Source organism: Andreprevotia chitinilytica DSM 18519, assembly GCF_000711875.1.
Taxonomy (GTDB): domain Bacteria; phylum Pseudomonadota; class Gammaproteobacteria; order Burkholderiales; family Chitinibacteraceae; genus Andreprevotia; species Andreprevotia chitinilytica.
In genome coordinates this window covers 105,498-128,330 of sequence record NZ_JONM01000011.1, presented here as the reverse complement: position 1 = coordinate 128,330, position 22,833 = coordinate 105,498, and the positions used below count along the sequence as shown (strand labels likewise).

The 22,833-nt window shown below is 57.3% G+C and carries 23 protein-coding genes; 8 read left to right on the top strand and 15 right to left on the bottom strand.

Annotated features, from left to right (window positions below):
* Window positions 1–106: 106 nt before the first annotated feature.
* Complete coding sequence (locus tag BR41_RS15270; protein ID WP_035058538.1) at window positions 107–355, top strand: hypothetical protein; 249 nt, start codon at window positions 107–109, stop codon at window positions 353–355.
* A 443-nt stretch (window positions 356–798) separates the two neighbouring features.
* Here the strand turns inward: BR41_RS15270 and BR41_RS15265 are convergent, their stop codons facing one another.
* Complete coding sequence (locus tag BR41_RS15265) at window positions 799–1,854, bottom strand: S-methyl thiohydantoin desulfurase domain-containing protein (protein WP_035058535.1); 1,056 nt, start codon at window positions 1,852–1,854, stop codon at window positions 799–801.
* Window positions 1,851–3,155, bottom strand: a complete 1,305-nt coding sequence (locus BR41_RS15260; RefSeq protein WP_035058532.1) for a hypothetical protein — start codon at window positions 3,153–3,155, stop codon at window positions 1,851–1,853. Before BR41_RS15260 ends, BR41_RS15265 begins: the two co-directional genes overlap by 4 nt.
* A gap of 458 nt (window positions 3,156–3,613) precedes the next feature.
* On the opposite strand from BR41_RS15260, the gene BR41_RS15255 reads away from it, so the two are divergent.
* Window positions 3,614–4,966: a PI-PLC domain-containing protein gene (locus BR41_RS15255; protein WP_035058529.1), complete on the top strand. Its 1,353-nt coding sequence runs from the start codon at window positions 3,614–3,616 to the stop codon at window positions 4,964–4,966.
* 198 nt (window positions 4,967–5,164) lie between these two features.
* On the opposite strand, the gene BR41_RS25575 is transcribed toward BR41_RS15255, so the two are convergent.
* Window positions 5,165–5,311 carry a RidA family protein gene (locus tag BR41_RS25575; RefSeq protein WP_373278353.1) on the bottom strand — a complete coding sequence of 49 codons (147 nt, stop codon included), beginning with the start codon at window positions 5,309–5,311 and terminating at the stop codon, window positions 5,165–5,167.
* 332 nt (window positions 5,312–5,643) lie between these two features.
* Between BR41_RS25575 and BR41_RS24230 the strand changes: the two genes are divergently transcribed.
* Entirely contained in the window at window positions 5,644–5,844 is a 201-nt protein-coding gene (locus BR41_RS24230; RefSeq protein WP_156970730.1) for a hypothetical protein, read from the top strand.
* A gap of 69 nt (window positions 5,845–5,913) precedes the next feature.
* Window positions 5,914–6,336, top strand: a complete 423-nt coding sequence (locus BR41_RS15250) for a hypothetical protein (RefSeq protein WP_035058526.1) — start codon at window positions 5,914–5,916, stop codon at window positions 6,334–6,336.
* 308 nt (window positions 6,337–6,644) lie between these two features.
* On the opposite strand, the gene BR41_RS15245 is transcribed toward BR41_RS15250, so the two are convergent.
* Window positions 6,645–7,079, bottom strand: coding sequence for a cupin domain-containing protein (locus BR41_RS15245; protein WP_035058523.1), 435 nt, complete (start codon window positions 7,077–7,079; stop codon window positions 6,645–6,647).
* A gap of 142 nt (window positions 7,080–7,221) precedes the next feature.
* On the opposite strand from BR41_RS15245, the gene BR41_RS15240 reads away from it, so the two are divergent.
* Window positions 7,222–7,587 carry a MarR family winged helix-turn-helix transcriptional regulator gene (locus tag BR41_RS15240; protein WP_156970729.1) on the top strand — a complete coding sequence of 122 codons (366 nt, stop codon included), beginning with the start codon at window positions 7,222–7,224 and terminating at the stop codon, window positions 7,585–7,587.
* A gap of 388 nt (window positions 7,588–7,975) precedes the next feature.
* A complete protein-coding gene (locus BR41_RS15235) occupies window positions 7,976–9,628 on the top strand; it encodes a jacalin family lectin (RefSeq protein ID WP_156970728.1) in 1,653 nt (550 codons plus the stop codon).
* A gap of 226 nt (window positions 9,629–9,854) precedes the next feature.
* Here BR41_RS15235 and BR41_RS15230 read toward each other — a convergent pair whose 3' ends face one another.
* The 5 genes from BR41_RS15230 to BR41_RS15210 are packed head-to-tail and all read right to left on the bottom strand — an operon-like array spanning window position 9,855 to window position 14,160.
* Window positions 9,855–12,260 carry a hypothetical protein gene (locus BR41_RS15230; protein ID WP_156970727.1) on the bottom strand — a complete coding sequence of 802 codons (2,406 nt, stop codon included), beginning with the start codon at window positions 12,258–12,260 and terminating at the stop codon, window positions 9,855–9,857.
* Between the two features lie 11 nt (window positions 12,261–12,271).
* The gene (locus BR41_RS15225) at window positions 12,272–12,943 is read right to left on the bottom strand and encodes a PilW family protein (protein ID WP_156970726.1); all 672 of its coding nucleotides are present in this window, start codon (window positions 12,941–12,943) and stop codon (window positions 12,272–12,274) included.
* Window positions 12,940–13,389: a PulJ/GspJ family protein gene (locus BR41_RS23060; protein ID WP_156970725.1), complete on the bottom strand. Its 450-nt coding sequence runs from the start codon at window positions 13,387–13,389 to the stop codon at window positions 12,940–12,942. Before BR41_RS23060 ends, BR41_RS15225 begins: the two co-directional genes overlap by 4 nt.
* Window positions 13,367–13,810 (bottom strand): type II secretion system protein, encoded by a 444-nt coding sequence (locus tag BR41_RS15215; protein WP_084187235.1) that lies wholly within the window; start codon window positions 13,808–13,810, stop codon window positions 13,367–13,369. The genes BR41_RS23060 and BR41_RS15215 overlap by 23 nt, the downstream gene beginning before the upstream one ends.
* On the bottom strand, window positions 13,804–14,160 hold the full coding sequence (locus BR41_RS15210) for a type IV pilin protein (protein WP_051711042.1): 357 nt from the start codon (window positions 14,158–14,160) through the stop codon (window positions 13,804–13,806). Before BR41_RS15210 ends, BR41_RS15215 begins: the two co-directional genes overlap by 7 nt.
* Before the next feature lie 37 nt (window positions 14,161–14,197).
* On the opposite strand from BR41_RS15210, the gene BR41_RS24690 reads away from it, so the two are divergent.
* Window positions 14,198–14,557, top strand: a complete 360-nt coding sequence (locus tag BR41_RS24690; protein WP_169741310.1) for a hypothetical protein — start codon at window positions 14,198–14,200, stop codon at window positions 14,555–14,557.
* Between the two features lie 863 nt (window positions 14,558–15,420).
* On the opposite strand, the gene BR41_RS23670 is transcribed toward BR41_RS24690, so the two are convergent.
* The 3 genes from BR41_RS23670 to BR41_RS15195 are packed head-to-tail and all read right to left on the bottom strand — an operon-like array spanning window position 15,421 to window position 18,576.
* Entirely contained in the window at window positions 15,421–17,451 is a 2,031-nt protein-coding gene (locus BR41_RS23670) for a ferritin-like domain-containing protein (protein ID WP_084187234.1), read from the bottom strand.
* A gap of 2 nt (window positions 17,452–17,453) precedes the next feature.
* Entirely contained in the window at window positions 17,454–18,224 is a 771-nt protein-coding gene (locus BR41_RS15200; RefSeq protein ID WP_035058506.1) for a type 1 glutamine amidotransferase domain-containing protein, read from the bottom strand.
* Between the two features lie 46 nt (window positions 18,225–18,270).
* Window positions 18,271–18,576: a putative quinol monooxygenase gene (locus BR41_RS15195; RefSeq protein ID WP_035058504.1), complete on the bottom strand. Its 306-nt coding sequence runs from the start codon at window positions 18,574–18,576 to the stop codon at window positions 18,271–18,273.
* A gap of 107 nt (window positions 18,577–18,683) precedes the next feature.
* Here BR41_RS15195 and BR41_RS15190 point away from each other — a divergent pair, with 107 nt between their 5' ends.
* Window positions 18,684–19,607 (top strand): LysR family transcriptional regulator, encoded by a 924-nt coding sequence (locus BR41_RS15190; RefSeq protein ID WP_035058501.1) that lies wholly within the window; start codon window positions 18,684–18,686, stop codon window positions 19,605–19,607.
* A 121-nt stretch (window positions 19,608–19,728) separates the two neighbouring features.
* On the opposite strand, the gene BR41_RS15185 is transcribed toward BR41_RS15190, so the two are convergent.
* Genes BR41_RS15185 through BR41_RS15175 form a run of 3 tightly spaced genes read right to left on the bottom strand, consistent with a single transcriptional unit; the run spans window position 19,729 to window position 22,714 of the window.
* On the bottom strand, window positions 19,729–20,433 hold the full coding sequence (locus BR41_RS15185; protein WP_051711072.1) for a YoaK family protein: 705 nt from the start codon (window positions 20,431–20,433) through the stop codon (window positions 19,729–19,731).
* The gene (locus BR41_RS15180) at window positions 20,433–20,861 is read right to left on the bottom strand and encodes a DoxX family protein (protein ID WP_051711040.1); all 429 of its coding nucleotides are present in this window, start codon (window positions 20,859–20,861) and stop codon (window positions 20,433–20,435) included. Before BR41_RS15180 ends, BR41_RS15185 begins: the two co-directional genes overlap by 1 nt.
* A gap of 8 nt (window positions 20,862–20,869) precedes the next feature.
* Window positions 20,870–22,714 (bottom strand): amidohydrolase, encoded by a 1,845-nt coding sequence (locus tag BR41_RS15175; protein WP_035058498.1) that lies wholly within the window; start codon window positions 22,712–22,714, stop codon window positions 20,870–20,872.
* Window positions 22,715–22,833: the final 119 nt, after the last annotated feature.

The following is a 22,833-nucleotide window of genomic DNA, read 5'->3' as shown; positions in this document are numbered from 1 at the left end:
GCTAAGAGATTCTTAGTTTGTCGTTGACTGCGTGCTAAGTATTCCTTAGTCTGAAGTCGCAATGACGTCGAAAACCTCAGGCTGAACGAATCCCAAGGAGGCCATCATGGCTCAGCATCCCCACCCGCAATCCCCCGGCACTTACCATTGCCCGGCGCATTTGCTCTCGCTCCAACCCGAGCACTATCAGTTCAACGTGCCCTTGAATGCCGTCATCAATCTGTTGAACCCGACGCTGGAAATCATCACCAGCGCCATTGCTGCGCTGGATGCGGTGCCGGTGGTGGCAAGCGGGGCGGAAGCCGCCGCAGTATCTGGTGCAGATGGTGGTGTCGCGCCTGCAGGCAGCGCATAACCTGATGCAGGATGATCTGGAGGGCTGGTGCATGGCGGCACAGCAAGACGGATTGGTTGACGGTCAGACCAACTAATCCATTCACGATGTGGCGTTAATCAAGCGGGGCATTTGCCCCGTTTGCTGCGGGATGAGCGGGCATGAAAAAGCGCCAAGGTTGCAGCAGTTTTGGCGCGAGTTGCTTAGGCGTGCAGGATGGGCTGAGGCGCGTACGACCGGAAGCAGATTGAGCGCGACAGCGTCCGCCCCAGAACATCGTCTTTCGCGTGGTCCGCCAACTGCCTGACAGCGACGAGGGCCCAGGCCGCCCGCCAAACCCTGACGGCAGAGGCGGCGGTTTCGGCCTGGCGAGCGGGCCGGCCGTGTGCGCTGTGCCGGCAGGACGACGTGGCCACGCAAAACACCGGCCCCCGGTTGTGGTCCTGCACAGCGGCGGGGCCCTGTTATTGAGCCAGTGTTTCCCGGTCGGAAATCGATGATGCATGCAGCTGAAAGATTCGATCCCACTCGGCTACACATTGTGCTGATACCGGACAAGACGGCGGAATACTCAAAATGAACAGCTCGTGGCCGATCAAGTCCGGGAGCTGGATGGTACGAATGCCGCGGCCGTGGCGATCGACCACGGCGATAATTTGAGGCGCTCGTACGATACGTTGCCCACCACAATCAACAAACAGGAATTCATTGACAATACCTAGCTCGAAGTTGCCAATGCGGATGGTTTTTACATTGAAATCCTTGTCATTGCTCGAGTGATCGTGCACTGCTGCAAGAATTCCCGAGCCTATGAAGGCGCCATTCGTAAAGGCCAGAATATCGTCAATCGGGTTGCGATTGCCGATGCTTTTGCCCAGCTGGATGGTTTTCGTCACACTGTGTGGAAACAGCATGCGTGGTTGTTTCGTTAAAAACAGCGCGGCGGCCACGCCGGCCGATTTGCTCAGGCGCCGGTATGTCAATTCCAGCTCTCGGGCCGCATCGAAACCGTAAGCGTCGCCCTTGATGCCGCGTTCTTTTTCCTGCAGACCTTCCGCCGTATTTTCAAGCACGATATATGCGGATTTCAACGAGATCCCTTGCTCAACGGAATACGTGAGTGGAATCGACGGAATGGCGGTATAGCCGACATAGTCGCCATCGATCATGGGCTTGTCCAGCATGCTGCATACATAGAGCGCACGATCCATCTGGGAGCGATTGATTTCAATCGGTGGAAGACCATCCAGATCCGACAGCGATACCCCATTGTTTTCCAGCAGCATGTTGAGCGCCTGTTGGCAATATCCACCCCAGTCTTGCTGAGTGCCCGTGGCGCCAATCTTGACGACGGAAGCCATATGGCCACGAATCTTGTCCGGGTCCATCAAATAGGGTATTTCGGCCTGGTCGCCGTCGAGAATGGCACTCATGAAGGGAGTGGCACTGCCACTCCCTCTCGCCACGATGTTGGCGCCTTTTTCATAATGAACAAGATCGTCTTTGCTCAAGCGTTTCATTGAAACTCTCCTTCTTCGGCCCAATGCACGCCATGTTCCATGATCTGTGCAAGCATTGAATCCGAAAGTGATTGGTATGCTCGTGACAATATATTCTTCCGCGCATAAATCCCCTGATCTGCAGCGCCAATCGCATCCTTGTTCTTGCGTTGTTCATCGACGGCCGTCGCATAACTGCTGGCGATGATCGCATCCAGAAAAGTATATTTCCCCTGGCGCGCCACCGAAGCCGCGGCCTCGCTTTTTTGCTGAAAAGGCCCTTGATAATCAAATCCGCTTTTCCAGATCAACGGAAACATCGGCTCATCCAGCGATTGAAACAAGCGATAGACGAGGTCGTTGTATTCGGAGGTCCCGCCAGTCACAAACAAATCGACGCCGAGTGACGCAATGGCAAACATGCGCGGAATAGCTCTCAGCGAAAAAAATCGCCATTCGGACGGCGGCAGGCTTTGTTTGCAGCGCAAACACGTTGCCGATTCATCGGCGGAAATATAAACGCGGCCGTGGCATTGGCCTTCGTGAACGCCCCAATATTCACTGCTTCCGCCCGGGATGCAACCGAGCTCATGCAGTTTGTTTCGCACCGGATCGGTAAACAATTCCTTTAGCGCTCCGCTGGCGTACATGTCGTCTTCCCATGTCCCCAGGTCGGCAAATATCACGTTGGTCAAACCGAGCCTTTTCAGAATGGCAAACAGCTGCCTTTGCCCGTATTCGGCAATATTGCTCGCTTGAGCGGCGCATTCGGAAATAATAGCAGCAACATCATCCAGCCCGATCTGACCATAAGGCAGGTCGAAGGTATCCATCGCCCCGTCATATTGCTTCCGAATCAAGGCGCTTGTGCCGGCTGTCTCCTGCGATATTTCCCCGAATTTCAACGGCAATTGCTTCAGTTTGTTGGGTTTGATGCCGTCAAAATAAACGCGCGAGAAAAACTCCCCCTTTGTGTTGGGGGCCATGCTGGGAAACAGCCATGATGTCAGCTTGTCAGCCTTGCTGATGACATCGCGATCTTCCAGCAGAAAAACCGGGGTAAATCCTCTTTCCCTGGCGAGCAGGGACATGATCATGATTTTCTGGATGGTGGCCGGCCTGATTTCCACCCCTAATTGTTCGCCGGCGATGGCCAAAGGCTGAATCGAGATCTTTTCCTCAAACCCTTCCGGCAAATCCAGTTCGTATTTGCTGTGCGTGGCGCGAATGTTTTCGACCAGGGAAAGTATTCGGTTCTTGCGGCGACTGCTTGTTCTTATGTGTTTCAGCGAAACAATTTTTGCGCTTTGCAGTAACGACATCAATATGGTTCCTCGTTGGTCCCTGTGCTATTCCTGCGCGCTTGCGCAGGATGGTTGTTATATGAATGATTGGTCGGCCAAGTGGGGAGCCGAAAAATGGCCAGCCCCGCAAAACCTGTGGGTACAGATGCAAATGGTAAATGCAATAGCCACGTTGGCTTCCAGAAATTTCGATTTTTCGTCTGGTAGAACACATAAGCCATTGATTTAGGCGCTCTATAAGGCAATGCAGATTGCGGACAGTAAATGGGATGGCGTTGCTTGGTCAGCGCAGTGAGATTGGGTGATCAAGTTCATGCGATGGCGCACCACCCAAGCCAACCAAGCAAATATGCTTTTGGTATCTATAATGCGGCCGCGCAGCCCTGTTTTTACTGTGCCGGTCATGAAATCGTAATCAAGAAAGCACCTTGGCCGCCTCTACCATAGACCCCAACAAGAAGGCAGGAACAAACCGCATGAGCAACAAAAGCCAGAATACAACGTTGTCCGTTGTGAATTTCAGCGGGCGAGACATCACCACCACCACGGTCACGGACCTCGATCCCTACGACTGGGATTACTCCAAGGAAGGCGGTCGCACTGATCCCTTCCGCCCTGATCTGAACTTCACCGGTCCGCTGGATAACCTGAATGCCCGTTGCGAGCGCGAGGAAATCAACGCCAGCGCGAATGGCGTGAACTTCGATCTGACTTTCTATTTCGGCAATGACTGGATTCGCTTCCACGTCGATCAGGCTGCGGCCAACAACAAATTTGCCGGTGCTCAGGCATCCGATAGCTCTGCGGGCTGCCGCGATCTTGAGGTCTATCGGATTACCGGCACCGACGGTGATCACATCGTCAATAACGCGTTCTATATTCGCCCCAAACAGCGGCTGGACAATTCCACCTGGATGGCAAGACTGATCGCGAAAGCCCCCCATCTGAAGCTGAACCAGATCACCATGCCGGGTAGTCACGATGCCGGCATGTATATCGACAACAGCAGCAAGGTGGACAACTCGAGAGGGGAGAGCGGCGGCGGTGAATGGGCGCTTACCCAGCATCTGTCCATCGGCGAGCAGTTGCAGGCCGGCGTGCGCTATTTCGATCTGCGCGTATACAACGACAACAGCAATGTGCAGTGGGCATTTCACGGCTCCTATCACGGCAACTTCTATGGCGCCTTTGGTGGGCCATTCGAGGACATATTCAGCGACATCCAGTCCTTCATGAACGGCCAGGGGGCGGGCGAAGCGGTCTTCTTGCGCATCACCTCGTACCAAGGCCATGAAAACCTGCAGAAGACGATCGATCGTTTCAACCATTACCTGGGCGATTTTCTGTTCACGCCGGCAACACCGGCCAGCAAGTTTGCCGAGACCCCGATCAGCGAGCTAAAAGGGAAGGTCATCCCCATGTTCACCGCCGAATTTGCCAGCGTGCTGACAGCGGGCATGTACCAATACAGCGACTACGCGGTGGAAAACCCCAAGCACACCATCAATACCTTGCCCGTGGGCACAGGCCCGACGGTCTTCGATTTGTATGCCGATGAAAACGCCTTTGCCGACATGCAAAGCAATCAACAAGCCAAGTTGACGACCTATGGCGGCTACGGCAAGGAATACCTGTTCCTGTATTCGTGGACCATCACCGGCGCAACCGGCGGCGTGCTCGATCTCGATCTGCTGTCCGGCACCGCCAACGCGCAGCTCCCCAAGGAACTGCACCGCCTGGCCCGGGGAGGCGGAACTTTGCCCAACATCGTGCACGTCGACCAGGCAGAACCGTACCTGTGCCAAGCCATCATTGCCCTCAATGGGTAACTGAAGCGCAGACGCGCATGGTTACGTTGGGCAGGGTTTGCCGATTCCCTGGTGATCCCTGCTGAGCCAGCATGGAAAAGGCCAGCGCCTTAACAAGCGCTGGCCGCCTCACCCAAGTTCAAATTGGCACCGCCATCACGCAATACAGCTACAACGCCAACGGCAAGCGGCACCGTCCGCTTTGTTTATGGAACACGTTCACATGCAGGACTTTTCCAGCGTTGCGCCGACCGATTCCAGCATGGCGCGTATGTTCAGCAGAATTTGACGCGACCGGGAATACACATCCGGCCCAGCCATCAGGCCAGTTGCCGGGTCAACACCGGGCGTGCCTGAGACATTGATGAACGAGCCAGCCTTGGCGATGTGGCTATAGGGGCCGATAGGCTTTGAAAAGAGTGGCCGAGGTATGGGTTTCGACTTTCATGTTTGTCCGCGCAGTGATGAGTTGGAAGGGAGAGAGGTTACGAACCTCCTTACCACGGGTTAATCAAGGAATGCCAGTGGGCAAAACCCTAAATTTATTGACAAAAACCAGCCGGCCAATGCTACTATGCCAACGGCTTAACTGATCGCAAGCTTACCAATTAAGTCATAAGTGCTTCTGCTACAAACTGGTTCGAACGTAGCGATACAGCATGATCACATTACAAATCACTTATCCCAGAGGAATAACCATGAAGAAACTATTTGCATTGGGTGTACTGTTGTGTGGCGTTATGTTGAATGTTTCGGCTTCTGAAGTTCGTTATTACCTTGTCTCCGGCAACAGCAATGCGGGCGGTCAGTCCTATTGCGACGCTGTATGGCCAGGTTCGCAATACTTCGGCGTACGCATGGGTAGCGGCCCCTACTACTATGTTGCTTGCACGAAATAAGCCAAATTCAGAAACATGCATGAAGTCTCAGGCAAAAAAATTTAAATACTTCATGCTCTGAAAATAGCGATGGCAATAAAGAAATGGCCCTGCTTTGCTGGGCCATTTCTTTATTGCGTCATTTGCCTGACTGGTTTGAGCTACAAACGGCGCAATTCAGTGCTTAACCCGTTGTCCACTGAGACCAAGGCAGACCATCCATTTGAAGATGCACGAATTGCGTTGGCTCAGTTTCAAGACTCTTTTGAGAGAAATAACCTACAAAATCTATTTAATACTCTCTCCGAACACGCGAACTTAGTCCAAATAACAGATGGGGAAGCTTGTGCTGCCGACAGTGAGTCAAACCCACTCCTAGGGCCGGAGGCCATTGCGGCCATTCATGGCGTAGCTTGGGAGGCTGCGAAGGAATCCACACTACAAAGCGCGGTAGAGCAGGTACTTATTTTCACCAGCAAAAAGCCCCGGTTGTTCGGGGCTTTTTGCTGGTGATCTATGTGACTGCTTGCGACCTAAAGCAGGCCTTCGGTACTGACTCCATCTCCGCCCGCTTTTCGGCCAAAGCCGCCGTTCAAAGTCGTATGAGGAAGGGCTACTTGCCGGCACAAGCCGGACACTAGGCATTCAGCGCTTGCAAACGTCCGGTTTTATTGCAACTGAAGGAGGGCTTCCGACTTCAAGCGGACCGTCGCGTCAGCAATCTCCTTGCCCGAAAGCCGTCATTCGGCTGTTCACCCAGACTGCCTTGCCGAGGCCATACATGATGCCGACCGGTAGCGCGAGATCGGCCTTCGTTGTACTCAAGATGCCAGTTCAATCCCGTGGCGCTTCATCACTGACTTCATCATGTCCATATCCGGTGGGCCTCCCGCGCCCAACACAGCGGCCACCTCGAGAAAATATTCAGGCCCGATGTTGGCGGGTGAAAACACCACCAGCGCGCGAGCGGGAACATCGCCCGGATTGGAGAAGTGATGAACGCTGCCGCGCGGTGAGAAGCAATAATCGCCTGCGTTCAGGACGCGTACGCAGTCGTCGACCCGGTAGGTCAGCGACCCTTCCAGGACTTGGATTGTCTCGTCAACGTCGGCGTGGCGATGAGGAGGTGGGACTTTGGCGAGCGGCTGGACGACCATTTCCGCCATCGCCATATGGCCCGCAGTGTTCCGACCATCGACCATGAACCGCATCGACAGTGAGCCAATCGTGATCAGTTCATTACAGGTTGAATTCATCGCGAGGCTCCATCGAGTTGTGGTAAAGTCACTTTACCATATGCGAACCCCCCGTCAATCCCCTTCGCCCCGGCGATTTTCCGACGATCCGAACCCCGATGATCCGCTCATCGGGGCCCGGCTGCGCTATTGCCTCGCCCAAGTGGAACAGCGCCTAAGCCAGGCATTGGCCTCGGCAGGCTTTGCCGACATCCAGACTGCACACTTCAAAGTGCTGCGTTTTCCCCCTCCCGAGAACGAACGCCCCATCGACTTGGCACAGCGCGCTGGCATGTCCAAGCAGGCGATGAACTATCTACTGCTTCAACTTGAAGAACTCGGCTATGTGCAGCGGGGCGCGATGGGGGGATCGACTGCGCGCCTGGTTTCCCTAACCGAGAAGGGCTGGAAAGTGGCCGAAATACAGCGTGCCACGGTGCACCAGATCGAACGCGAATGGGAGCAGCAGATCGGCGCACAGCGATTTCAGACGTTTTACGCGGTGCTCAAGGAACTGACGGATAGTTGAAACGGCTGGAACGTTCGGGGGGACGTCGCTCCGAATATCGCCTGTCAGTTTTTCCGCATTTTTTCTAAGTGCGCGACTTTTCCAATGATTTGCGACATCGGCACTCCGGACCAATACCAGTGAGGTGCCCGGCGTTGACTCGATTGTGTCGCTCGGTGGACCTTTAGGGCATTACCTTGTCACGGTAATCACATGATGGGTACTCAAATCGGTTTATTCAGATTCTGTGCGTGCATAATATATGCATGCGCAGGTAATAATTATTGATGCAAAATTTAATGATGCCCTCAAATAAATAGCATATTTGACAAGCCATAAATTGGCTTCTACAACAAAGCAGGTTGCATTTACCGCGTGGTTCTTCGCCATTTCGTGCTGCGAGCAGAAAATGACAACCTCGCAACCTGTGTCAACGCCAGCCATTTGTGGACCACCATTTATATTTCGGAGAAATATTTTGGGAGCATCACTGAAAGCTAATTTGGCTGTTTCGGTTACGCCGCCAAGCGCGTTGGTCCAAGGGTATAACAGCGTCAATGGCGCAGGAAAATCAACTTGCATTACTGCCAGTAACGTTAGCAAAACGGATAGTCAGGCAATATCAACGATCAATGTAACAACCAACGCTACTGATACGGCAAATTCAATCCGGCTTAGTGGCTCTGCCTCGGTTGCTTATTTAGGCAACTCCGCCAATGCAAAGTCGTCGTATTTTTCAAGTCTCAAGCTGACTAGTTACGCTGTGACTGTAGTGGTTTATTCAAATTATTCCACCATCCAATCTGCGACGAAATATTCGATATCCCCTGATATCCCAACGGTTATGGATGATGCTCAAGCGCTTGCATTCTTTGAGTTGTATGGTGATTCGTTTTTGACGAATGTGACATTTGGTGCGGAATATATTGCATCCTATGTGTTCTACTGCGACTCGGTCGCGTCGCAGCAGCAAATAGAAGCCAGCCTTAGCGCCTCTTCTTTCAATGGTGCGATTACTGCCAACGCGCAAGCAGAAATCGACAAGATCACTTCGACCACCTCAGTGCAATGGGAGCTGTATCAATATATAGGCGGTGTGGTTGGGGTAACCGCGCCATCGGCGGAAAACATAGTGAGTTTTGCCTTGTCATTCCCAGCCGTGGCCGAGGCAGCCAGCCCGGATTCGATACTGAGTTACACCACTACGGGTTACGAGAGTTTCCTGTCTGGTTCGTTTGACAAGATTGCCGCCAATCGTAACTACCTGGTCGGCACGGAGTTTATAGATGGCTTGACTGAGAGCTGGTCGGATATTGAGGATGCACTCGACGTCATGAATCAGCTTCTATTGATCTATGATTATTACGGCAAATATGTCGACCCGATGTTGAATTCCTATTACAAAGTCGCTACAGAGGATAGCAACTCCATCATTGCTCAGATGCAGGATTATGATCAAAACCCCTTGCAGGCATTCCCTGTCTTGCAATTGCCCGCACTGCAAAATGGTACACCCACTCTGGCCTATGAACCCTATGTCTACAATTTTCGTTTTAAAGACGATCCGTTGCATAACGTATTTGGCTGGAACGATATCAATATTGACTACGCCGATTTGGATCCGCAGCGGGCTATCCTCAATCGTACCTCCATCACCAGCATCACGGTGTTGGGAAACAAGGACGTCAATTTGATCAGTACGTCTTATTACAATTTCAGCCAGCAATCCGGAGCAACTTATGAACATGGCTGGTCAGGGGATTGGGCCAAGGGGACCCTGCTACTCAATGCGGCTCCCGATTCCACGTCGCCGGCCTTTTTGAGTGCGCTCGTCAATCGCTCAAATGACAAGACCATACGCTATCTATGGCTCCAGAATGCACAAGGTGAATCGATTCAGATCGGCGGTTCCGGTAATTCAGATTTTGAAAACAGTCATACTTTCCCTGATGGGCAATTTGCCGTCGGGTTCGCGGGGGCATGTGTCGATTACCCCTATATGACCAATCTGGTGCTGATCTGCTTCTCTCTAAAACCGGCAACCTGGACACCGTTGGCCTGACGCAAAAGAGGCCTCTCATCGTTTGATGTGCATAAGGGCTGCAAGCTGATTGATTGCAGCCCTTTGCTGCAGAAAAAGACCGGGCACCTGGGATACTTGCTTTGCGCTTGCCGTCCTTGGCCATTCGCTGATCCACTGCCCACCACCTCGCTCTCGCTCCAACCCGAGCACTATCAGTTCAACGTGCCCTGGGCATTTGCCCCGTCTTTCCTCGAATGGCTTTCTGCTAGAGGTAACGCGACCACAACATCTTGGCCGTGCCTGTCGTGCTGGTGGAGGGGACTGTTGTGGTGCTGCCGTCCTGTATATAGCCTTGGCTGGAGGTAACCCCGCTCAGGACGACTTTGATCCCGCCTTGGCTGATCGTGGTGTCGCTCTTCTTGTTGGCACCGACCGTCAGCGAGCCGGTGATAACGACCGATGAGCCGGAGGTGCTGATCGATTGGCCGAGCACGACGTTGCCGTTAACGGCCCAGCCTGCGGCGCTCAGCGAGCCTTCCGTCACGATGGCCATGTTGCCGATCGCCTGGCCGGTAATGGTATTGGCGCTCGGGCAGCTCTGGCCGCTGCTGACCGTGGTGGTGCACCAGGTGGTGAATGCCCAGCTGCCATCACTTTGCTTGCTGCATAGATTGCTCGGCACCAAGGTTCCACCGCAGGTATTGGCTGCCGTGGTGAAGTTGGGAGCGGTGATGCTGCTGGTGTTTGACTCCAGCGTAACGTTGCCGGTGCCGACGAAGCCTGTGCCCAGATAACCGGCTGTAGGTCCGCCGTTCAGATCCACAGCACCTTCCATCCACACCACGCCGGTTGGGAATTGCGTGGTGCCTGACAGCGTCCAGCCGTTGGCTTTGGTTGCATCGTAGCCGCAGTATTTATTGCCCCACGAGCATGCCATGTAGGTTTTCAGGCCGCCGAGCGAGTTGCCGTTGGTGTCTTTCAGCGTTGGTTCGGTTTTGAGCGAGTATGGGCCGGGCGCCACATTGACCAGTACGCCGCTTGAATTCTTGAGCTGCACGTTCTGGATGTAGAGCATCGGATCGTCCGTGCTCGCGCCAGTCACGGTGCCGGCGTTGGCTGGGGCATTGCTGCTGCCGTAGAAATAGAACACGTAATTCGCCGCGCCTTGCATTGATTTCACCGCAATTGGCTGCACGCGGGTTTCGCAATAAGGGACGCCATAAAGGCCGACGTTCACGTCCGTAGCAGCGACGGTTAGTCCGCTTGGTTTGGCGGGCGAGCCCGAATAGCTGCCGCGAATCCGGCCGTCGCTGATGGTGGCTGAGTTGCCGCCATTGCCGGTCAGGTTGCCGTTGCCACGCAGCGTGGTAACGCTGGTGGGGTACATGCTGACGTCGCCGAATGCCCAGAGATTGGTGTGCGTGCCGACGCCTGCGTTATTGATGGTGACACTGCCACCCCAGGTTTTTGCGGAGGTGAGGCTCAGCGTGCTGAGGCTGCCGCCATAAACACCGGTGTAGCGCATCAGCAGGCTGTTTGGCAGCGCCATATCCGAGCTGCTGCTGTTGGTATTGCTATTGAGCTTGTCCGTCGCGCCGCTGGCCACTGTCACCACGCCAGTGGCGCTGTCGACCGTGATCTTGGTCATGTCGAGCAGATAGTTGGTGCCATCGGTCATTGTGACCACAACGGATGCTGGATTGGTCGTCACGCCGGTCGAGCTATCTGTCGTTGCAATCGATGGCAGCACAATGGTGCTGGTCTGGCTAAGTCGCGTGCCGCCGACGTTTGCTGTGGCCACTTGCGTGCCGGTGCTGTTGTCAAAGACATTGACCGCGAGCGCACCAGCCAGCAGTGCGGTGTAAGAGCCGCCATCCTGTTGCAGATTGATCGAGCGTCCCCACAGCGTGACGTTGCTTGGTGCGCTCATCTGGGAAATGATGAAGTCCTGCTCGGAATATAGGCGCGAATTGGCCGCGATCCCGCCGCCGCTCAGGGTGATGGTGCCCTTGGTACAACCGGAGGCGACGATCTGCGTACCGCTGGACACCGACAGGTTGCCGCCGATGGCGAAGTCGCTCATGTCCTGAGGATTGTTTGGATCATCCAGATTGACGTTGCCGCTCAGAATCTGAAAGCCGCCGCCGGTGTAGTTCACGTTGCCATTCATCACGATGGCCGACTTCGGTGTGCGCCAGTTTTGCTGGGTTGTGGAGGAACCAGGGCTGATCTGATAAACCACGCGTATCGTCGATTTCGACTCTGCGGGCGTGTTGATCGAGGTATTGCCGGTGATGTCGACGGTGATCTGGGTTGGCGCCGCAGCATTGTCCGAGCCGACCACTTGGGCCAGCAAGCCCGTGATGCCAGTGAAAGTGAGGCTTTTCGGGGCGGTGGTCGATGCTCCGTTTGCCAGGGTGGCAAGGTCGGTCGACGAAAGCCCCGCTAGGTATTGCCGGACGATCTCTACACCGGTCCACCCCTTCATTTGTGCCTGCGTGACTGAATGCACCGACATCTGCTGCGCTTGGGCAGCGCGGATGTAGTTCATCGACCCCAGTACGACTGTTGAAAGCAGCAGCCCGACCAGGACCAGGATGAGGATCGTTGCCAAGCCGGCTTGTTTGCGCGCAGCAGGTCGGCTGAACATCTGTTGGGGAATGCAAGACATGACGGGCTTCCTCACGAAGCGGCGAAGTTGGCGAGGCAAGTTGACGAGGTCGTCGAACTGCTGGCGCTGCTGTTGCTGGCGCTTAGCGCGACAATGGCCCCACCTTTGACACCGTTTGGATCGACAATGCCAAATGGCTGGCAACCTGCGGCGGCGGTCTTGGTTGCAGTCATGGTGACCGCGACACTTCCAATGACCGATGTCGTGGTCCATGTCACGGTGTTCCAGGCGCTGCTGGCGTTGGTGCAACTGGCAGGGGTGAGTAGCAATAACCCACCGGTGCTGGGGGTGAAGAGCCCGGCGCATTGATAGCTGCCGCTGGTGTTGCTGCCCCAAATCACCGCATTGCCGGTGACGGCCGTGGTGATGATGTTGGCTGCTGTGCCGCTCAATTTCTTAGTTGCGCTATCCAGGGTGGCGCCCTGAACCAGAACGAGATCTGTATTGAGCGCTGCCGTGGTCAGGCCATAACCTGCCCCTTGCAAGTTGAGCTGGCCGACCAGAAACCCGCTGGCAATCTGGCCATCTTGCGTGGCGCCCGCTTTGGATACCTTGGTGATTTTGGTGGTGCTCACATAGAGCGACAGCATGGCGATGGTGATCATCATCGCCAATGCAGCGGCGACCATCAGGCTGACGATTGAGAAGCCTTGCTGGGCGTTAGGTGCGGCACGCCTCATCATTGCGCTACCGAAACCTGGCCATTGCCACCGAACAGCGCCGCGTTGCTATCCGTCGCAGCAGTACCCACGGTGGCGTTGATATACGGTGCATTGCTGCTGCTGATCGCCCCGCTGGGTACACCTGTTCCACTGATTGTTACCGCCGCTCTGGTGCAATTCGTGGCCTGCAGGGTGGAGGACTGACCGCCGATCTGGATGCTCGCCCCGGTTGTGCCTGCCGCACACAGCCCTGACAAGCCGGTGGTCTGCAGCTTTTCGCGCAGTTGCTCCACGGCCAGGTTCTGGGTGTTCATATAGCGTTGGCTTGTCATGGTGCGCGATGCGGCATAGGTCAGCCCTAGCCCAAGGACTGCCATCAGTAGCATGCCGACCAGGGCTTCAATGAGCATGTCGCCGCGCTGGCGGTGCGGCACGACGGCGCGATTATTGCAAGGTGCCACTGACACTGCGGCCTCCGTTACTGATGGAATAAGAAGTGCCTGCAGCCGGGATGCCTGTGCTGCTGAATGCCAAGCTCCAGCTGTTGCTGGTGCCGTTGAGCGCGACGCTGGCGGAAATGGTGCTTTGCATAACGAAGGTGGTGCCTGTTGCCGAGCACGTGCTTGCAGTGGGGTCGCCCGCACAAATGAGCAACATGCCTTGGCTGAGCTTGAGCCCCGCCGCGGTTGTGCTGTTGCCGGTCGGATTCCGCAGGGCGACTGCTTGTGCTTGCCGATACGCTTGGACCAGTTGGCTTGAAGTCTTCTGTAGCGTGGCCGTTGCCATGTAATCGTTGACCGACGGGATGGCGATGGCCAGCAGAATCCCCATGAGGGCGACGACGATCATGACTTCAACCAGGGTGAAGCCTCTTTGGCTCGTTACCATGTGGTAAACCCGCAGGTAGAAGTCGCAGATCGCGAATTGGTGTTATTCAGCGTGAGTGTGCAGCCGGTCATGCTGCCGGTGCCGTCAGCAGTCAGGGTGTAGGTGCTCGCGGTGGAGACAACCTTGTAAGCGAATGCCGAGGATTGCGACGCGGCCCACCCGTTGATGCCTGCAGTGGTGAGCGACGAATTGGTCGTCGTCGTGTCGGTGGTTTGAGCGATCGTCGGGTAAGCCAGCGTCTTCTGGAAACTATTCTCCAGAAACAGGCTTAATGCCGTTAGGTCACCGGCGGCGGATTTGGCTTTTCCCTTGCGCAGATAGCTTTGGTAGGCTGGGATAGCGATTGCCATCAAGATACTCAAAATGGCAATGACAACAAGCAGCTCAATGACCGTAAAACCAGACTCTCTTCTAAAGTGCCTACTCATAATTGTATTTATTGTAAATAGGGTGATTTATTTGGTGGCGTTTTTACCAGAGAAGCGGGCGGATTTGCGATTGCCATTGGTCAGCAGACGAACGGGTTCTCGTCAGGATGGAGGCATGTACCGTTCAGTAGCGATGGCTGATGAAAGCTATGGGTATGATTTAAAAGATATTTCTTCTGTTTTGAACGATGTGGCAGGTTTGGTCATAAGCAAGACCGATGTGCGGGATAAAAAAGCAAGCACTTTAGTTTGCAAATCCGCAGCGGAGGGAGGGAGGCTGCAGGTGCGCCAGTCACTGCCAAGGTCATGCCCAATCTAGCAATGGAATGGCGCGTCAGAGAGACGGCCGACGGAACATCGCCCGTGTGTTGCCTTGGGTTTTTGGTAGTAAAAAACTTGGTGCTAGGGGCCCGTCCGCTTCGCACGGAGCCTTGCATGCCAAGTGACTTCTAGGGGACATTGGTCGGAATTTGGCATCCGCTTCACATATCCCAAAGGCTATTCCCAACTAATAATTGCCGAACATCCGTTCGGATAACCTTATACCTTTACCAATCTCCCTCATCGCTCGTTTCCTAACGCCCTCTCCAGGCCGATATGCCGATCTGTTTATCAATAAGCTACGGGCACTGGGAGACACCCGTGCTTGGCAATACGATGCGCAGCAGAATCGCCTGACCATCCCCGCCGCGAATGGAAAGACGCATGTAGATATTGTTAACTTGGTAAACATGTATCACGAATATGCAGCAGCGAAGCGCAGGGTACGAAAAGACACCCTTCAGCGCCAAGCAATGGGGATGATGCAACGATACATTCCCGAAACGCTTTTAGAAGCCAAGCCCCATCTCAGGCCTGTCGTTCGAAGCAGCACGGAGCGAGGGCAGGCTTACTCTCGCACAGATCGCCTACCGTCGTTTTTCCGGTGCCCTGACGGCCTGCCCGCACGACTCAATGACTTCGGCTTTTGCAAGGGCTGACCAAGACGGGCTTCTATGAAGCGGTGCCCGTTCACACTACGGCCAGAAAGACAAAAGTCCCGCAGGTCGGGGCTTCATGCCTGATACAGGGATCACCGGTTCAGTACGATCAGAATGCTTTCGTCGTTCGCGCACGTTGCTTCCAGATCGATCACAAGAACCAGCATCATGGTGACGTCTTATAAGTGCGCGTAATGTACGGTTACGCACCCGGCGCGATAAAGCCAATCGCGCGGTGACTACCATCGCAGAACGGCTTGGCTTGGGAATGGCCGCAGCGACACAACCGCGTCTCTGTCACCCGTTGCACCACACGGCCGTTGCCAGTGCAAAGCTCCAGATTGCCGGAGACGGCAAGTGGCCCATTTTGCTGCGGTTCGATCTGCAACGTGCCGTCACGGGCGGCTAAAGGCTCTAGGCTGACGGTTGCCGGTTCGCCACTGGCAACAAAATCTGCTGCTGCGTGGGAGCCATCGCAATAGGGTTTGTTTTTCGAAGCCCCGCAGCGGCACAGCGTGGCGCGAAAGCCTTGTTCTCCTCCCGCAATCACCAAGGGGGCATGGATGGCATAGGGGCCGTTTTCCCGCAGGCGCAGCATGTTGACCGGCGGTGCGGCCTCATTGGTCTTACCGTCCTTGCGTCGATAGGCGACCGCACCGGATGGGCAGGCATGGGCAATCCCGACCAATGTCTCCACATCGGTCTCATCGGGGTGCAACCATGGGCCCACCACATTCGCCACGAAGGTTTTCGGTGCGCCCGTCACGCAATGGCGGGCGTGGATACAACGTTGCCCGTCGACGATCAGGGTGAGTTTTTCACCCTCGACGATTTCCGGCTGGCCCGCAGCTGGCGGCTGCGCAGTGGGCAGCGCGGGTTGCGCTGCAACGCCTGGGGCAGCCGCAGTGATGACCTGCGGCTGGGTGAATGCACTGGCAAGCGGCTTGCCCCCAAAGGCGGCAAGCTGTGCATGCACCCGTTCGAGCGCGGCGACCGCCGTGCGCATGCGCGGGGTCTGCAGCTGGGCTTGGCCTGCATCAACCAGCGTCTTCAACCGATGGGCAAACGTGGGGATGGCCACCTGCGCGGCGGCGGGCGAGGCCACCTGCCGCAAGGCGGCGAAGCTCATGCCCGCATTACAGGCATCCTGATCATTCGCCTTGATGCGGGCCAACTGCTTGCCGAGCGGATCGACCGCCTGCATCAACTTGATGGCGGCATCGATCATGAGCTTTTTCTCGGCCTGGTCATTGGCGGCAAAACCTTGCGCCAGGCATTGCAGCATCAGCTCATAGGTTGCATTGGCGAGATCCAGCACGGATTGCGCCTCCGCATTTGCTACCCAAACGCGGCCTTGTGGGTCGGGCGGTTTGCGCATGACCGGGTTGGTGGCCGCCGGATGGGCCGGTACAAAGTCCGGATTCCGGGCCAGCATGGCCTCATAGGCCTCGCGCACGGAAATGAAACGGTGGTAGTGCCCGTCGGGAGCGTTGTCCTGCGCGCCTTCGCCTTGCTCGACGATGGTTGCAATCGCCTGGCAGGCGGATGCGAGGTCCGTGACCGCGATCAAGCCCTTGAGCCCGACCACCGAAGGGCCGACCTGCAAAGCGGGATCGCCGCAGAACAGCGCAGCTTCGCCGAGTGTTTCGCTCAAGGCGCGCAGGCCCGCCTCGACCGAACGGTAAAGATGGCCGACCGTGAGATAGTCCTGCGCGGTGGGTGTCAGCGTCAGGCCATGCAAGCCGCGCACATAGGTGCTGGTATGCGCGAAGCCGGCACCATCGGGCTCATCGTCGCCTTCGGGGCGCTCCAGGTGCACGAAATGCTGCAGTGTGTCGCGATTGAACGGTGCCAGCCGTACCTGCATGGCGGCAGGATGGTAGCCCGGCGCGATCGGAAAATTAGGCCGGTTGAAATGCGCAACGCCGCCGATGGCGTTCATGAGGTTGCCGACCAAGGCCAGGTGCGCCATTTCGTCGATGGCGACATCCAGAATGATGCGCCGCCAACGCTGTAGTTCGTCGCGCTCATCCGGCGGATCATCGGCTTCGGTCTTCAAGCTCCAGCTGGCATAGAGGTAGCAGCACATCAGGTTGTGCTCGATCTCGGCGGCTTCGCTCAGGGTGTGCAGCAGTTGCTCTCGGCTATGGATGACGAGGGCAGGTTCGGCGGCGCTTGGGGCACCGCTTGATCCAGCGGCCATGTGCATCTGTTGGTCGACGGGCTCGGTCATCTTCAGGCCCCCAATGCTTCGATCACCAACTCGGCGGTTTCCATGCCCGAAAAATTCTGCTGGCCGGTGATTAGATTGCCGTCGCGCACCGAAAAGCTGCGCCACAGCCCGGCCTGAATGAAATTGGCGCCCATCGACTTTAGCGTGTCTTCGATCCGCCAAGGCATGACGTGCTTGTCTTTGGGCAACAAGTTCATCGACCACACGGCCTCATCGGCAAAGTCTTCCTCGACATTGGCAAACCCGGTCACGGTTTTGCCCTTGGCGAGAAACTCGCCGTTTGAAAGCCGTGCGTACTTCAAGATTGCAACACCGTGGCAGAGCGCGGCGGCCACCTTGCCGGCTTCGTAGAACTCAACGAACTTGGCGACCAGCCCGTCGGCCGTGTCGAAGCTGAACATGGGCGATTGGCCGCCGGCGACCAGGATGGCATCGAAGGCATCGAGTTTGATGGCACTCACTGGCTGTGTGTTTTCGACCAAGGCCATCAATTCGGGCGTTGCGATGAACCCCATCGAAATCAGATCGGTTTTGGAATAGCCGGATGGATCACGCGGATCGCTGAGCGAATCCGCCTCGCATTTGCCGCCCTCGGGTGAGAACAGCGCGACTTCATAGCCCTGTTCCGAGAAAGCGAAGTACGGATGGGTCAGCTCGCTCCACCAAAAACCCACGGGCCAGCCGGTGGTGGTGGAGGTCGCTGGATTTGCCAAGACGATGGCAACCCGTTTGGGTTTTGCAGCATGAACGCGATTGGGGTTTTTCAAGCTCATTGCAACGTGCTCTCCGTGGTTTTGGGGGAAATCGGCCTGACCGCGCTCAACGTGTCCACGCGAGCCCGGTGCTCGCGTAGTGACGCATCTCGACGATTTCGTCGATAAAAGGCTTCACCGCAGCAAAGAAATCGGGAAATTGCGGGCCTTTGCGGAATTTCTGCAGATGGTCCTCGGTAGAGGTCCAGTGGATGCGCAAGACAAATGAGGTTGGTGCCTCTTCGCACCGGGTCAGGTCGTAACCGAGGCACTCGGGCGACGCTTGCAGGCACTCGCAAGCCGTCCGGTAGGCCAGGATCAGTTCTTCGCCGCTGTGCTTTGTCAGTTCATAACGAATGTATTCGGTAGTCATGATCGGTCCTTGGTGAGGAAGGCGTTGCGATCTGCAAGCGAGCACGTTTGGCAATCAGCGGCATGGTAGGCTTGGGTTTATTACAATCAAACTGATATCTTTTCATTATGGATATCGATAAAGCTAAGATCAGGCGATTGGATTTCTCACTGCTCCTGATTTTTGACGAACTGGTGCGGCATGAACGCACGACCGTGGTGGCAGAGCGGCTGGGACTGAGCCAGTCGGCGATCAGCCATGCCTTGGCGCGGCTGCGCGATCTGTTTGACGATCCACTTTTCCTGCGTCGCCCCGACGGCCTGACCCCTACCCGGCGCGCGCTCGAATTGACGCCCAAAGTCCGCGCGCTTTTGCAACTCACTCAGGATGTCGTCAGCACGCCGTCCGCATTTGATCCAGCGACGTCAGGCCGGTTGTTCAGATTAGCCGCCAATGACCTCGTTTCAACCTTGATTGGAGAGCCACTGCTGGCGAAGTTGATGGTGGAGGCCCCAGGAGCAGGGCTGACAACGCGCTTTGCCGTGGGCAGGCCCGCCCTTGAAGCCCTGCGCAGGGACGACATCGATCTGGCGATCGGTCGTTTCTATGAACTGCCGGAGGAGTTTGAATCCACGATTCTTCTGCAAGAGCGCTTTGTCGTCGTCGCCCGTCAGGATCACCCGGCCGTGACCATGCCGCTGAGCCTGGAGACCTATATCTCCCTGGACCACGTGCTGGTGTCGTTTACCGGACAACTGACCGGCATGGTCGATGAAGCACTGGCAAGACAAGGTTTGAAACGTCGTGTGCGCGTTAGCGTGCCAATGTTCCTGACCGCCTTGGCTGCGGCTGCCGCAAGTGATCTGGTCGCCACGGTACCCAGTCAACTCGCCAAGCGGTTCGGTGCCAAGTTCGGCCTGCGTTTACTTGACCCACCGTTGGAGATAGAGCGCTTTCCCATCAGCCTGATGCGGCACGCATCAACCCGATCCGACCCGGGCCTGGACTGGCTGGTCCAATCGGTTCAGACCATCGCCGATACGCTGCGTTGAGACCTTAAAACGTGCAACCATCGCCTCTCCTGGTGCGCGCCCACCCAATGTTCGGACTCTCACGATGTCGAGGTCATGCGCGACACGGCGTTGAGGAAGCCAGTCAAAAAGGTGCGGGCCGCTAAAGGGTCGCAGACCCTTGGATTGGCTCAGGCGGGGTGAGCGTTGAGGGCTCCAGGGCCAAGGCGGCCACCAGCGTGATGGGGGCGAGCAAGGCCATGAATCCCAGGTGCTCATATCCCAAGGCACCGGCGAGCGCGCCCAGTCCGAAGCCTGTAATCGGCCCCAATTGCTTGATGATGCGGGCACGCGTTTCCGTCTTTGTACTGCCTATGGCCATGTCGACCAGGTCGATGACGAGCTGGGTGACGTTGCCCGTCATCACGGTCGTCGGCGTTAGCTTTGCCAGGGCCAACCGCCCGAGTCCGTTCTGGATGCCCATGGCCATGGCGCCGGCTAGGCCAGCGATGATGGCCATGGGCGTGCCCGGCGACGCGATCGGTGCGGCTTGCATGCCGGCAGCCATGAAGGCGAGCAGCAGAACCGCCTCCAGCATCAACAACAATCGCACGGGCGAACGCGCGCGGCGCTCGTAGTGCAGGCTGATCAGGCGGCTGAGGGCCACGGCCAGGATAAAAGCCGGGAAGACCAGCAGCTTGAGCAGCACGCCATGCCCTGGCTTTGCCAGCTCGCTGCCGATCAACACGAAGTTACCGGTGACGTGGGCCGTGAACAGGCCAAACAGCGCCACGAACCCCAGCGTGTCGACATAGCCCGCGACCAGGGCAAGCGCCGAGGCGCCACGATTTGGATTGATCAGCGCCATCAACATGCTCCCAGTTGTTGCGCGGTCAGGGTGAGCAGTCCGCTCACCATCACCAAGTGTTCCAGAAAGGCCGTTAGCTGATGCTGCCGCACCTCGCCCCGCGTGAGCCAGAAGCGGTGGAACAGCACCGTCGCCACCAACGTGAAGCTGGCCAGCATCAGCGCGCCCAAGGCGACCAGAATCGGCGTCAGGCTCAGCAGCATCAGCCCGCCCAGTGCCTGGACCAGGATGGTGCCGCTCAGCATCGCGGCCGGCAGCTGCAGGCCGCTCTCCCGTATCTCCGCCAAGGCCGCCGGGCGATGGCGCAGCTTGTCCTGCGCGCTATAGACGAAGACTGCCGCCATGCCGGCACGCAGCAGCCAGGCACCGCCGCCGTGTCGCAACGGCGCCAGTACCCCGGTAAGTTCGCTGGCGAGATGATCGAACATGGCCGGCCTCAGAAGGCGAAGCAGGAGCAGCCCAGCGCGCCCCAGAAGCCCTGGGGTTGCGCTGCCGGCACCTCGCTGCGCCGCGCGCGGTCATGCGAGTGGCCATGCACACCACAAGCGCCCACGCACTGATGCGGCAGACGGCTCGTGGCCGGAGTGGGGCGGTAGTGCCCAGGGACCAGCTTGACCGGCGACCATTCAGGCAGCACGGGTAGCGGTGCCGGGGCCAGCGGGGCGAAGTCGCCATCGCCATATACCACCTTGCCGCCCACCATGGTCATCACCGATTCGATGGCCTTGATGTCTTCCTCCGGCACGTGCATGTAGTCGGCCGAGAGCACGGCAAGGTCCGCCAGCTGGCCGACGGCGATATGGCCCTTCTTGCCCTGCTCGTTGGAGAACCAGGCGCTGCCGGCCGTCCAGAGTTCCAACGCGGTTTCGCGGGTGAGGCGGTTCTGCGGCGCATACAGCGTCATGCCTCCCACAGTCTTGCCCGATACCAGCCAATACAACGCCGTCCAAGGGTTGTAGCTGGCGACGCGGGTGGCATCGGTGCCAGCGCCTACGGGCACGCCCATTTCCAGCATGCGTGCTACCGGTGGCGTGGCCTCGGCGGCCTTGGCACCGTAGCGGTCTACGAAATACTCGCCTTGGAAGGCCATGCGATGCTGAATGGCGATGCCACCGCCCAGTGCTTTCACCCGCTCGATATTGCGTGGCGAAATGGTTTCGGCGTGGTCGAACAGCCAGTGCAGACCATCGAATGGGATGTCGCGGTTCACCTTCTCGAATACGTCGAGCATGCGGCCAATCGACTCATCGTAGGTGGCATGCAGGCGGAAAGGCCAGCGATGCTCCACGAGGTGGCGCACCACCTTTTCCAGCTCGCCCTCCATCTCCGGCGCCAGATCGGGGCGGGGTTCGAGGAAATCCTCAAAATCGGCTGCCGAGAACACTAGCATCTCGCCTGCGCCGTTGTGGCGATAGAAGTCACTGCCGTCGCCGGGTTTGACCTGCGCGGTCCAGGACTTGAAATCGTCCAGCTCCATGCCCTTGCGCTGGGTGAAGAGGTTGTAGGCAATGCGCACGGTCAGCTGCTCGTCCTTGGCCAACTGCGCGACCACCTCGTAGTCGTCAGGGTAGTTCTGAAAGCCGCCGCCGGCGTCGATCGCACTGGTCACGCCCAGGCGGTTGAGCTCGCGCATGAACTGCCGTGTTGAATTCACTTGCAGTTCAAGCGGTAGCTTGGGCCCCTTACCCAGGGTGGCATACAGGATCATGGCGTTGGGCCGCGCGATCAGCATGCCGGTGGGGTTGCCCTGTGCATCGCGCTGGATCTCGCCGCCAGGCGGGTTGGGCGTGTCCTTGGTGTAGCCCACGGCCCGCAGCGCCGCGCGGTTGAGCAAGGCGCGATCGTACAGATGCAGGATGAAGACCGGCGTATCGGGCGCCGCCGCGTTGATCTCGTCGAGGGTGGGCATACGCCGCTCGGCGAACTGGAATTCGGTCCAGCCGCCCACCACGCGTACCCACTGCGGCGATGGCGTGCGCGCGGCCTGCTCGCGCAGCATGGCCAGCGCATCGGCCAGCGAAGGCACGCCCTCCCAGCGTAGTTCGAGGTTGTAGTTGAGCCCGCCGCGGATCAAGTGCAAGTGCGAGTCGTTGAGGCCGGGGATGACGCGCTTGCCCTTGAGGTCGATGATCTGCGTATCGGTATGGGCGAAGGCCATCACTTCGTCCAGATCGCCCACCGCGCTGAACTTGCCACTGGTGATTGCCACGGCCTTGGGGTTGGGGTTGCGGCGGTCTAGCGTGGTGAAGCGGCCATTTGTCAGGATGATGTCGGCGTGCATGGTGGGCTCCTTGATGTCGTTTGTGTGCTGGCTGGTGGCGGTTTGTTCGCGGGTGGCAATGGCGCAGCCAGGGCCTTGGTGCCCTGGCCGCGAGCCGGCCCTTCGCAGTTGTTTTTCAA